8 protein-coding genes and 2 tRNA genes are annotated in these 12,100 nt (G+C 66.9%); 1 reads left to right on the plus strand and 9 read right to left on the minus strand.

All coding sequences use genetic code 11. The features are described from left to right. Positions 1–137: 137 nt before the first annotated feature. The 8 genes from INF26_RS08185 to INF26_RS08220 form a co-directional block, all read right to left on the minus strand. Entirely contained in the window at positions 138–824 is a 687-nt protein-coding gene (locus INF26_RS08185; RefSeq protein WP_193530447.1) for a response regulator transcription factor, read from the minus strand. A gap of 39 nt (positions 825–863) precedes the next feature. Beyond that, positions 864–1,682, minus strand: a complete 819-nt coding sequence (locus INF26_RS08190) for a PHP domain-containing protein (protein ID WP_193530448.1) — start codon at positions 1,680–1,682, stop codon at positions 864–866. Between the two features lie 89 nt (positions 1,683–1,771). Beyond that, entirely contained in the window at positions 1,772–4,981 is a 3,210-nt protein-coding gene (carB, locus tag INF26_RS08195) for a carbamoyl-phosphate synthase large subunit (RefSeq protein WP_193530449.1), read from the minus strand. Further along, the gene (carA, locus tag INF26_RS08200) at positions 4,982–6,250 is read right to left on the minus strand and encodes a glutamine-hydrolyzing carbamoyl-phosphate synthase small subunit (protein WP_193530450.1); all 1,269 of its coding nucleotides are present in this window, start codon (positions 6,248–6,250) and stop codon (positions 4,982–4,984) included. A 222-nt stretch (positions 6,251–6,472) separates the two neighbouring features. Continuing rightward, entirely contained in the window at positions 6,473–6,739 is a 267-nt protein-coding gene (locus INF26_RS08205) for a hypothetical protein (protein ID WP_193530451.1), read from the minus strand. A 356-nt stretch (positions 6,740–7,095) separates the two neighbouring features. Further along, positions 7,096–8,451 (minus strand): NADP-specific glutamate dehydrogenase, encoded by a 1,356-nt coding sequence (gene gdhA / locus INF26_RS08210; RefSeq protein WP_193530452.1) that lies wholly within the window; start codon positions 8,449–8,451, stop codon positions 7,096–7,098. Positions 8,452–8,659: 208 nt separating this feature from the next. Then, positions 8,660–8,733 (minus strand) — tRNA-Gly (locus INF26_RS08215). 6 nt (positions 8,734–8,739) lie between these two features. Beyond that, a tRNA-Pro gene (locus INF26_RS08220) sits at positions 8,740–8,816 on the minus strand. 84 nt (positions 8,817–8,900) lie between these two features. On the opposite strand from INF26_RS08220, the gene INF26_RS08225 reads away from it, so the two are divergent. Continuing rightward, complete coding sequence (locus INF26_RS08225) at positions 8,901–9,830, plus strand: diacylglycerol/lipid kinase family protein (RefSeq protein ID WP_193530453.1); 930 nt, start codon at positions 8,901–8,903, stop codon at positions 9,828–9,830. 513 nt (positions 9,831–10,343) lie between these two features. Here INF26_RS08225 and ptsP read toward each other — a convergent pair. Continuing rightward, complete coding sequence (ptsP, locus tag INF26_RS08230) at positions 10,344–12,047, minus strand: phosphoenolpyruvate--protein phosphotransferase (RefSeq protein ID WP_193530454.1); 1,704 nt, start codon at positions 12,045–12,047, stop codon at positions 10,344–10,346. Positions 12,048–12,100 lie beyond the last annotated feature (53 nt).

The following is a 12,100-nucleotide window of genomic DNA, read 5'->3' on the forward strand; positions in this document are numbered from 1 at the left end:
AGAAAAATAATTTCATCGAATGTGGTCATGAGACCGAGAAACATTCATCACGAGCGAGAGTTTTGCACGCAAGACGCCGCCTTTTCATCACGAGCATGAGTTCTGCAGCGGTCTGCGCCTCACAGAGCGCCCAGACGCTACGCAAGCTTGAAGCCCATGCCCCAGACCGTCTTGAGGTAGCCGTCGGTGCCTGTGGCACGCAGCTTGCCGCGAATGTTGGAGACGTGCACGGCCACGGTGGAGTCGTCGCCCGCAAATGGCTCCCCCCACGCCAGCTCGAAGAGCTCGGACTTGGAGAAGACCTTGTTCGGACGTCGAACAAGCGCCTCGAGGATGTTGAACTCTATCTTGGTGAGCGGGACATCACGAGATCCGTCGACGGTGAGCGTACGGGCCTCCGTGTCCAGGGCCCACTGACGGTACCGCAGGACCCCCGAGTCCGCGGTCGCACCCGTACCTCGGTGGCGCAGCTGCACGGCGACGCGTGCCGCCAGCTCGTCGAGGTCGAAGGGCTTTACGAGGTAGTCGTCCGCGCCCAGGTCGAGAAGACCGATCTTGTCGGCAGCCGTCGCACGGGCGGAGATCACCACGACGGGCGTCGCGGCATCGCGCTCGCGAATGAGCCCCACGAGCTCCTCCCCCGTCACGCCGGGCAGCATGAGGTCGCTGATGACGAGGTCGAACGTCGTGCCCTTCTCGCCCAGCAGAAGGCGCGCCTCGGAGCCGGAGAACGCCTGCGTCACCGTGTGGCCGTCACGCGAGAGACGCGTCGCCACGACGTCATTGATCGCCGCGTCGTCCTCGATCACTAGAACCCGCGCCATGCTCCTCCCCCAAACGACACGAAGGACCGCCCCCACGTATCATAGCGGCATGCACTCCCAGCTGCCGTCCGCATGCGGGATCTCGACCGAGCGATAGCCGACCTCCCAGGCGCGCGCATAGGCCTCGCGTATCCCGTCGCAGACGTCCGACGGGACGTGCGCGTCGGAGCCCACAGTGATGGGCACGCCGGCGGCGAGGAAGCGCCCCAGCAGGCCGCACGAGGGGTAGTAGTCCCCCACCCCTTTGCGCAGGCCGGCCGTGGAGAGCTCCACCCGACGGCCGGTGTCATGAGCGCAGGCGGCCATCTCGTCCCAGAGCGGCGCGAGGTCGATCGTGGCGGCAAGGCCGAGCGGTCGCATGCGCTCCGGCAGGTCGGGATGGGCCATCGTGTCGAAGGCGAGCGGGCTCTCGCAGGCAGCGCACCATGCGGCCACGTAGCGCCGCCACACCTCGTCCGGGCCGAGCTCGTGCCAGACGTGCAGGTCGGAGGTGTCGTCGATCCACGCGCCGTCGTCCTTCTCGCCCAGCCAGTGCACGCTGCCGAGAAGGACCTGCGCCCCGGACGACCACTGGCGGACGTCGTCCTCGCAGCCGGGATACCAGTCGGCCTCGAAGCCATAGACCATCTCCAGCTCGGGATGGGCGACTCGCGCGGCCTCGAACGCGGCGCGGTGCGCGGGCAGCTTCCCTTCGACGACCTGCACCTCGCCGGCCGGGTCCATCGACGCGGGCAGCGTGAGGTGGTCCGTGCACACCAGCGCGGCGCATCCGGCCGCGTCGGCGGCACGGGCGTTCTCCTCGAACGTGCCCACACCGTCCGAGAAGCTCGTATGCGTGTGGCAGTCGGCCACTACCATACGTCCCCCCCCCTCTTCGAGAAGGGCCGCCGGGCGAGAGACCCGACGGCCCGAATGATTCAAAAGGGGTCTGTCCCCTCTTGAGTCACCTACAGGTCCTGGAGGGCGTAGACGTCGAGCGGGCCCTGGCGCAGGGCCGCGATGGCCTGCACCAGCGCGACGGCGCCGGACATGGTGGTCGCCATGTCGATGCCGCGGCTCACGGCCTCGCCGCGCATCTTGAAGCCGTCGCCGCGCGAGCTGTGGCCCTTGGGCGTGTTGACGAGGAACGCGATCTCCCCCGCGACCATCATGTCAATGATGTTGGGCGAGCCCTCGGAGATGGGCTTCACGACCTCGCACGGGATGCCCGCGGCGTGCAGCGTCTTCGCCGTGCCGCGCGTGGCGACCAGGTCGTAGCCCAGGTTCTTGAGCGAGAGGGCCACCGGCGCCACCGAGCGCTTGTCGCGGTCGCACACCGAGACGAAGACCTTGCCGGACTGCGGCACGTCGTAGTCGATGGCCTCGCGCGTCTTGGCGTAGGCCTTCGGGAACGTGACGTCGAGGCCCATGACCTCGCCGGTCGACTTCATCTCGGGACCGAGGACCACGTCGGCGCCCGGGAAGCGGCTCCACGGCATGACGGCCTCCTTGACCGCGTAGTAGCCGAGGTCGCGTCCCTCCTCGGGGAGGCCGAGGTCGCGGATCTTCTCGCCGCTCATGATGCGCGCGGCGCACTTGGCCAGCGGCACCCCGGTGGCCTTGGACGAGAAGGGCACGGTGCGGCTCGCGCGCGGGTTGAGCTCGATCACGAAGACCTGCTCGTCGCGAACCGCGTACTGGACGTTGAGGAGGCCCTGGATGTGGCAGGAGAGCGCGAGGCGACGCGTGGTCTCGCGGACCTTGGCCACGATCTTGTCGGAGAGCGAGAAGGGCGGGAAGCAGCAGGCGGAGTCGCCGGAGTGGATGCCACACTCCTCGATGTGCTCGAGGACCGCGCCCACGTAGCACTGCTCGGTGTCGCAGAGGGCATCCACGTCGAGCTCGATGGCGTCCTCGAGGAAGGCGTCGAGGTAGACGGGGTGGTCCGGGGAGACCTTGGTGGCCTCGGCCATGTAGCTCACGAGGTCCTCGTCGTCGTAGACGATGCCCATGCCGCGGCCGCCCAGGACGTAGCTCGGGCGGACGAGCAGCGGGTAGCCCACGCGGCGCGCGACGGCCTTGGCCTCGTCGACAGTCTCGGCCGTGCTCGAGGGCGGGTAGGCGATCTCGAGGCGGTCGAGCAGGCTCGCGAAGCGGTCGCGGTCCTCGGCGAGGTCGATGGCCTCGGGCTGGGTGCCCATGACGGGCACGCCGGCGGCCTTGAGGCGCTTGGCGAGGTTGATCGGGGTCTGGCCGCCGAGGGTGACGATCACGCCCACGGGCTTCTCGACCTCGATGACGTTCATGACGTCCTCGAAGGTGAGCGGCTCGAAGTAGAGGCGGTCGGAGGTGTCGTAGTCGGTGGAGACGGTCTCGGGGTTGCAGTTGACCATGACGGTCTCGTAGCCCTTGGCCGCGAGCGCGTAGGCCGCGTGGACGCAGCAGTAGTCGAACTCGATGCCCTGGCCGATGCGGTTGGGGCCGGCGGAGAGGATGACCACGCGGGGCTTCTCGGCCTCGTGGAACTCGGTCACACCGCCCTTCTCGTAGGTCAGGTAGTGGTAGCTCGTGCGGGCGGCGAACTCGCCGGCGCAGGTGTCGACGGTCTTGACGCACGGGCGCACGCCGAGGACCTCGCGCACGGCGCGCACGGTGTCCTCTCGCTGGCCGGTAAGGTGCGCGAGCTGGGCGTCCGAGAAGCCCAGCTGCTTGGCGGCCATCATCGTGTCAGCGTCGAGGCCGGCGAGGCCGCGCTCGCGGATGACGCCCTCGGCGGTGACGATGTCGGCGATGCGGTTCAGGAACCAGCGGTCGATCTTGGTGAGCTCGAAGACGCGCTCGACGCCCCAGCCGCGGCGCAGCGCCTCGGCAACGTAGAGGATGCGGTCGGGCGTGGGCGTGGCGACGCGCTCCTCGAAGCCCTCCTCGTCGAAGTCATCGTTGCCGTCCGCGCCGAGGCCGGCGTGCCCCTGCTCGAGGGAGCGCATGGCCTTCTGCATGGCCTCCTCGAAGGTGGCGCCGATGGACATGACCTCGCCCACGGCCTTCATGCGCGTGGTGAGCGTGTCGTCGGTGCCCTTGAACTTCTCAAAGGCGAAGCGCGGGACCTTGACGACGCAGTAGTCGATCGAGGGCTCGAAGCAGGCGGGCGTCTCGCGCGTGATGTCGTTCTCGATCTCGTCAAGGGTGTAGCCCACGGAGAGCAGCGCGGCCATCTTGGCGATCGGGAAGCCGGTGGCCTTGGAGGCGAGCGCCGAGGAGCGGGAGACGCGCGGGTTCATCTCGATGACGATGACGCGACCGTCGTCCGGGTTCACGGCAAACTGCACGTTGGAGCCGCCGCAGGCCACGCCGACGCGCTCGAGGATGGCGAGCGAGTAGTCGCGCAGGCGCTGGAGCTCGAAGTCGTTGAGCGTCTGGCACGGAGCCACGGTGATGGAGTCGCCGGTGTGGACGCCCATGGGGTCGAGGTTCTCGATGGAGCAGATGACGACGCCGTTGCCCGCGGAGTCGCGCATCACCTCCATCTCGATCTCCTTCCAGCCCTCGACGGACTGCTCGACGAGCACCTCGCTCTCTGGCGAGAGCGCGAGGCCCTGCTCCGCGATGTGCAGCAGGTCGTCGTGGTCGTAGGCCATGCCGCCGCCGGCGCCGCCGAGGGTGAAGGCGGGACGGATGACCACGGGGTAGCCGAGCTCGTCGGCGATCTTCTCGCACTCCTCCACGGTGTGCGCGATGCCGGACTTGGCGACCTCGAGGCCGATGTCGCGCATGGCGTTGGCGAAGAGCTCGCGGTCCTCGCCGGTCTCGATGGAGTCGACGTCGCAGCCGATGACCTCGACGCCGTATTTCTCGAGGATGCCCGCCTTGCCGAGGGCAACGGCGCAGTTGAGGCCCGTCTGGCCGCCCATGTTGGGTAGCAGCGCGTCCGGTCGCTCCTTCTCGATGACCTTGGTCACGGACTCGACGGTGATGGGCTCGATGTAGGTGCGGTCGGCGGTCTCCGGGTCGGTCATGATCGTGGCCGGGTTAGAGTTCACGAGCACGACCTCGTAGCCCTCGGAGCGCAGGGCCTTGCAGGCCTGGGTGCCGGAGTAGTCGAACTCGCAGGCCTGGCCGATGACGATGGGGCCGGAGCCGATGATCAGGATCTTCTTGATGTCGGTGCGCTTGGGCATCTAGAAGCGCCTCCCCTCGCGGACGTCGATGGCGAGGTAGTCGTCCTCGCCGCGCATGAGCTTGGCGAACGCCGCGAAGGCGTACGTGGAGTCGTTGGGGCCGGGCTTGGCCTCGGGGTGGTACTGCATGGAGAAGGCCGGGACGTCCAGGAACTGGATGCCCTCGGGCGTGCCGTCGTTGAGGTTGACGTGCGTGAGGCGGACGCGCCCGTACTTCTCGGTCTGGACGACGGGGGCCACGTGGGCGCGGGACCAGAAGCGCAGGTCCTCGTCTGCCGGGTGCTCGGAGACGCCGCCGGAGAGCTCGGGTACGAGCGGGCCGAAGGACGAGAAGACCGGGCCGTAGTTGTGGTTCTGCGCGGTGATCTCGACCTTGCCGGTGAGCAGGTTCATCACGGGTTCGTTGCCGCCGTGGTGGCCGTACGGGAGCTTCTCGATCCGGGCACCGGCCGCCATGGAGATGACCTGGTTGCCGAGGCAGATGCCAAAGACGGGAAGCTTGCCGAGGCACGCGCGCACGGCGTCGACAACGGGCGGCACGGAGACGGGGTCGCCCGGGCCGTTGGAGAAGAACACGCCGTCGGGGTTCGTCTCGAGGACCTTCTCGGCGGGCGTGTCCCACGGCACGACGGTGACCTCGCAGCCTGCGGCCGAGAGGCGCTTGCCGATGCCCTTCTTCTCGCCGCAGTCGTAGGCGACCACGTGCAGGCGCGGGTGGCCGTCGGCGTCCTGGCCGGGGACCGTGTAGGCCTCCTTGGTGGAGACGTCGGCGACGTAGTTGTGGTCGGCGATTGAAGGGGACGCCTTGACACGCGCGATGAGGCTCTCGGGGTCGAGGTCGGTCGTGGAGATCGCCGCCCTCATGGCGCCGCCCTCGCGGATGGCGATGGTGAGGGCGCGCGTGTCCACGTCCTCGATCGCGACGACGCCGTTCTGCGCGAGGAAGTTCGGGAAGCTCTCCACGGACTGCCAGTTGCTCGGGGTGTAGCACATGTCGTGCACCACGAGACCAGCCAGGTGGAGCGGGTCGCCCTGCATGTCCTTCTCGTTGATGCCGTAGTTGCCGATCTGCGGGTAGGTGAGCGTCACGATCTGGCCCGCGTAGGACGGGTCGGAGACGATCTCCTGATAGCCGACCATCGAGGTGTTGAACACGATCTCGCCGAAGGTCTCGCCCTCGGCGCCGGCACTGCGCCCGAAGAAGAACATCCCGTTCTCCAGCGCGAGAAGCGCCCTCGGATGCCTGCCGTTGTCCACCAGTAGGTTCACAGCAACACCGCCCTTTCGTCGCGCGCCCAGGGGCAAAGCCGCAGCTACAAAAAACGGAGCGACCGCCACGTGGCGGAGACTCCGAATAAGGCAGCTGCGATTAGGTTGTGGACGCCTTTTCGGTCTCTCGTACCGTCTTAAAGGTCATGGGACAGTATAGCCGGAAACGCGTTCACCGTGTCGCGGGATAACGCATCAGCACAAAAGTCCGCACGGGAGGGTCTAGCGCTGACGGCCTCGCACAATGGCCATGGCCGAGAAAAACGTCGACCAGGCCAGGAGAAAGACGGCCCCGAAGAGCCAGCCGTTCACCGTGTCTATGAGCGAAGACGTGTCGGCACCGGCGTTGTACCTGAGCACCGACGTCAGGCAGAGCGAGAGGAAGAAGTAGCTTGCGGCAACAAGGGCCAGCACACGTTCACGCGACCGGGGGCTCACCGCAGCGACCACAGGCAGTGCGAGCACAGGCACGCCAAGGACAAAGGGCATGGGGGGCTCCTTTCCGCGTTGGGGCCGAACGTCCACAATCTATCCCATCGAAGGCCGGAATCGCACGTTCTTCTCGCCAGATGACTCGAAGGGTTATGCGCGCTCTCCGAGGTTATGTACACAATTTTACCTTTGATACACAGTCTCGGCCAGAGAAACCGCAGCTAGACCGATTGCCGCATTCGTATCAACCTTACAACTTCGTACATATCCTCCAGGCTTGCGCACAACCTCAAAACGATGAAGGAGCGACATGTGAGAGGGCGGCCCTCCGGCTTCCTAAGCAGGATCTTCCGCGAAGCGCAGTCCTGCGTGGAAGCCGGAGGGGCCGCCCCCGCCGCGAACGCGTCAGGCGACTAGCAGACGCCCTGGGCCATCATGGCCTCGGCGACCTTGGTGAAGCCGGCGATGTTGGCGCCCATGACGAAGTTGCCCTCGTGACCGTAGGCGCGGGCGGTGTCGTCCACGTTGTGGAACATGCCGCGCATGAGGCCCTCGAGCTTGCCGTCAACCTCCTCGAAGGTCCAGGAGAGGTGCTCGGCGTTCTGGCTCATCTCGAGACCGGACACGAGAACGCCACCGGCGTTGGCAGCCTTGCCGGGCATGAAGGCGACGCCGTTCTCCATGAGGTAGGTGGTGGCATCCGGCGTGGTAGGCATGTTCGCGCCCTCGCCGACGACCTTGCAGCCGTTGGCGACGAGGGCCTTGGCGTCCTCGAGGTGCAGGGTGTTCTCGCGGGCGCAGGGCAGCGCGACGTCGCACGGGAGCTGCCAGACGCCGCGGCCGTCACCCTCGTGCCAGGCGGCGCCGGGACGCTCGTCGACGTACATCGCGAGGCTCACGCCCTTGTCGTTGCCGGAGCGCTTCTTGTTGTAGATGTGCTCGAGGACCTGGTAGTCGATGCCCTCGGGGTCCTCGACCCAGCCCTTGGTGTCGGAGCAGGCGATGACGGTACCGCCGAGCTGGGCGACCTTCTGGATGGCGTAGATGGCGACGTTGCCGGAGCCGTGGACGACGACCTTCTTGCCCTCGAAGGAGTCGCCGGCGCTCTTGAGGTACTCGTCGACGAAGTAGACCAGGCCGTAGCCGGTAGCCTCGGTGCGGGCGAGCGAGCCGCCGAAGGTGAGGCCCTTGCCGGTGAGGACGCCGGTCCACTCGTTCTTGAGACGCTTGTACTGGCCGAACATGTAGGCAACCTCACGGCCGCCAACGCCCAGGTCACCGGCGGGAACGTCGGTGTTGGGGCCGATGTGGCGGAAGAGCTCGGTCATGAAGGACTGGCAGAAGGCCATGATCTCGCGGTTGGACTTGCCCTTGGGGTCGAAGTCGGAGCCGCCCTTGCCGCCGCCCATGGGCAGCGTGGTGAGCGCGTTCTTGAAGATCTGCTCGAAGCCGAGGAACTTGAGCATGCCCACGGTGACGGTGGGGTTGAAGCGCAGGCCGCCCTTGTAGGGGCCGATGGCGGAGTTGAACTCCACACGGTAGCCGCGGTTGACCTGGACCTTGCCGTTGTCGTCGACCCACGGCACGCGGAACATGATCACGCGCTCGGGCTCGACGATGCGCTCGAGGAGGCTGGCCTCCTCGTACTCGGGGTGGGCGTCGAGGGCGGGCTGCAGGGTCTCGAGGACCTCCTTGGCCGCCTGGATGAACTCGAGCTGCTCGGGATAGCGAGCCTCGAGGTCGGCGATGACCTTCTCGGAATACGTCATGCGTTTCTCCCTTCACGGGCGGCCGCGGCCGCGACGAACCGAAATTCCGCATGAGAGGATACGTTGACGAAACGCTGTGGCACAAATCCGGACGAGAAGCGTAACGTCACCGAACCTCGCGCGTAATCTCCCGTACACACGAAACACAGGCGCAATCCACAGGAGAGCGACACGAAAAAAGCCCGGGCGCGCCCGGGCTCTGAGTGTCTGGAGCGGGTGACGGGAATCGAACCCGCGTCATCAGCTTGGAAGGCTGAGGTTCTACCATTGAACCACACCCGCGTGCGTTGGTCGGGGCGACTGGATTCGAACCAGCGACCCTCTGCTCCCAAAGCAGATGCGCTACCAAGCTGCGCCACGCCCCGGTCGCAGGGTCAAAGTATAGGTGAGCGTCCCGTGGCGGGCAAGCGTAGAATGGACGCCGAGAAGAACCTCGAGAAAGGCCGCGCATGGCAGACTCCCCTCTCGGTCGCACGCTCCTCATCGCCAACCCCGCCGCCCACAGCGGCAAGGGCGCCCAGGGGGCCGAGTTCGCCCGACGGTTTCTGGGTAGCTACTCGTCCGTCACGAGCGGCTACGAGGTCCGTCTCACGTCGGGACCCGGCGAGGCGACCACGATCGCCGAGGGCGCCGAGGGGTTCGACACCGTGCTCGTCCTCGGCGGCGACGGCGTGACCCACGAGACCGTCTGCGGGCTCATGCGCCGAGACGCGGAAGACCGGCCCCAGCTCGGGATCATCCCGCTCGGGTCCGGCAACGACTACGCCCGCACGCTCGGCATGGTCACCAACGACGTGGAGGCCGCCTTCGCGCAGCTCGTGCGCGGAAGCGTTCGCCCCGTCGAGGTCGGGCGTGTCAACGGGACCCACTTCATGGAGACGCTCTCGTTCGGGCTCGACGCCGCGATCGCGATTGACACCACCGAGCGCCGCGCGGCGGACACCTCGCAGAAGGGCGAGGCGCTCTACGTCACCTCCGGGCTCAAGATACTCTCGCGCGCGAGGGGCGGTTTCCCCTGCACGGTGCGCCTCGACGACGAGGACCCCGTCGACCTCTCCACGCTCATCTTCGCGGTTCAGGTCGGCCCCACCTACGGGGGCGGGTTCCGCATCTGCCCGGACGCCGACCCTGCCGACGGGCTTCTCGACGTCTGCTACAACGTGCGCAAGCCGGTGCTCCCCCACCTGCTCGCGCTCTTCGGCCTGGCGCGGTCGGGACGTCACGCGCGCTCGCGCGTCGTACGCCTCCGGAAGATCCGCCGGGCGGTGCTCGACTTCGCGGCGGAGCCTCCCTGCCAGGTCGACGGCGAGGCACTCTCCGGCACCCACTTCGAGGTCGAAGTCGTCCCCGCCGCCCTGCGCGTGATCTTCCCCGTCTGAGTCGGGCCCTCGGCGTTGGACGGCCCATGCCCCCCGCCCCGACACCTCGCGAATCGACCGCCGACGGGCGATGCCGAACGACGCGCTTAGGGTTTGGGGGTCGTTGTAGGCCAGCCTTCTCTTCTCGCTTAAGAATTCGAGGTTGTTGTACCTTCCGGACGCGACTTCGCGGACGAGAAGTTCCTGCGAAGAGAGACGACCTGCGGGTTTGTCCGAAGCGACACCGAATCCCACGCCGAAAGGCCGGGGTGAGCCTACAACTACCCCACATTCGTAAGCGTGATGACCGAGCGGACCTACAACGACCCCCAAATCCTAAGCAACCGCAGCACCCGCGCTCTCCAAGAGGGGGCTCAAGAGGGGTTCGACTGAGGGAGAAGCACGTTCACCAGCATCGAGCCTGCGCGCAGGGGCTGCCGCACGCAGCAGAGACCCCGCCTTCCGTCGGAAAGCGTCGTGTTGCGCTTTCAGCCGCGGAAGACGGGGCCGGAATTGCGATTCTTGCGCTGGAGCCTACCGAGCGGCGGCCTGGAGCATGGCCTTGACCTCAGTGGCGGTCTTGAGCTTCATGACCTTCTCGGTGAGGGCGTCGGCCTCGGCCTTGGTCCACTCGGAGATGATGCGACGGGTGCGCAGGATCGACGGCGCGGACACGGAGAACTCGCCCAGGCCGAAGGAGATGAGCACCGGGATCAGCAGCGGGTCGGCCGCGGCCTCACCGCACATGCCGACCATGATGCCGGCCTTGTTGCCCTCCTCGATGATGCGCTTGAGCGAGCGCAGAACCGCGGGCTGATAGACGTCGTAGAGGTAGCCAACGCGGTCGTTGCCGCGGTCGGCGCACATCGTGTAGCCGATCAGGTCGTTGGTGCCGATGGAGAAGAAGTCGCACTCGGCGGCCAGGTCGTCGGCGATCAGCGACGCGGCGGGCGTCTCGATCATGGTGCCGACCTCGATGTCCTTGTTGTAGGCCACGCCACGGGCGTCAAGATTGGCCTTGCACTCCTCGACGAGGGCCTTCACCTGGCGAATCTCGTCGATGTTGGTGACCAGCGGAACCATGATCTTGATGTCGCCGAAGGCGGAGGCGCGCAGCAGGGCCGTGAGCTGGACCTTGTACTGGTCCGGGTTGTTCAGGCAGTAGCGCACCGCGCGGTAGCCCATGAAGGGGTTCTCCTCCTTGCGGAGGTTGAGGTACGGGATCTCCTTGTCGCCGCCCACGTCGAGCGTGCGGATGATGACCGGCTGGTTCTTCATGCGCAGCGCGACCTTCTGGTACGCGGCGAACTGCTCGTCCTCGCTCGGGAGCTCCTTGGCGTCCATGAACAGGAACTCGGAGCGGAAGAGGCCCACGCCCTCGCAGTCATGCTCGGCCGCGACGTTGGCATCGTCCGGGTTGCCGATGTTGGCGACGAGAAGGACCTTCTCGCCGTCGCCGGTCACGGTCTCCTTGCCGCGGTAGGCCTCGAGCGCGAGCTTCTCCTCGGCGTACTGCTTGGCCTTTGCGCGATAGTGGGCGAGGTCGTTGTCGGCGGGGTTGACGAGCACGCGGCCGCGCGTACCGTCCACGATGACCATGTCACCGCTCTTGATCACCTTGGTGATGTCGGCGACGGACAGGACCGCCGGGATCTCCAGCGCGCGGGCGATGATGGCGGAGTGAGAGGTGCGGCCGCCAGTCTCGGTAACGATGGCGGCGACGTTGTCCTTGTCGATGTCCGCAGTCATGGACGGGGTGAGCTCGTGCACCACGACGACGGAGTTCTCGGGCAGCGTGGAGAGGTCGACGACCTCCTTGCCCAGCAGGTCGGCAAGAAGCCCGGTCTTGACGTCGGCGACGTCGGCCGCGCGCTCGCGGAAGAGCTCGTCCTCCATGTTGGAGAACATGTTGTAGTACATGTCATAGGCCTCGGAGACGGCCTGCTCGGCGCACATGCCGGCCTCGATGGAGCCGTTGACCATCTCCTGGATGCCCTCGTCCTCGGCGAACTCGATGTGGGCGCCCATGATGGCGGCGGCCTCCTCGCCCACCGTCTCGGTCATGCGGGCGATCTGGGCGTTGGTCTGCTCGACGAACTTGGCCACGGCGGCGGCGTAGCGCTGCTTCTCGTCACCGGCGTCCTCCGGGGCGTGCGGCGTGAAGCTCAGGTCCGGCTCGACGGCGACGCGCGCGACACCAATGCCGATGCCATCGGATGCGTTGACTCCCTCGTACATGTTGCTCTCCCCCTTCACGTGGCCGCTGGGCGGCCAGACCTGCTATTACGTTC

Origin of the sequence: Thermophilibacter gallinarum, assembly GCF_014982725.1 — a bacterium.
In the GTDB taxonomy this organism is placed as follows: Bacteria; Actinomycetota; Coriobacteriia; order Coriobacteriales; family Atopobiaceae; genus Thermophilibacter; species Thermophilibacter gallinarum.

Excerpts from the sequence above, each read along its gene's own strand:
- INF26_RS08190 (WP_193530448.1), bottom strand. The coding sequence starts at position 1,682 with ATGGTAGTGGCCGACTGCCACACGCATACGAGCTTCTCGGACGGTGTG.
- gdhA (WP_193530452.1), bottom strand. The coding sequence starts at position 8,451 with ATGACGTATTCCGAGAAGGTCATCGCCGACCTCGAGGCTCGCTATCCC.
- ptsP (WP_193530454.1), bottom strand. The coding sequence starts at position 12,047 with ATGTACGAGGGAGTCAACGCATCCGATGGCATCGGCATTGGTGTCGCG.
- carB (WP_193530449.1), bottom strand. The coding sequence starts at position 4,981 with ATGCCCAAGCGCACCGACATCAAGAAGATCCTGATCATCGGCTCCGGC.
- INF26_RS08185 (WP_193530447.1), bottom strand. The coding sequence starts at position 824 with ATGGCGCGGGTTCTAGTGATCGAGGACGACGCGGCGATCAATGACGTC.
- INF26_RS08225 (WP_193530453.1), top strand. The coding sequence starts at position 8,901 with ATGGCAGACTCCCCTCTCGGTCGCACGCTCCTCATCGCCAACCCCGCC.
- INF26_RS08205 (WP_193530451.1), bottom strand. The coding sequence starts at position 6,739 with ATGCCCTTTGTCCTTGGCGTGCCTGTGCTCGCACTGCCTGTGGTCGCT.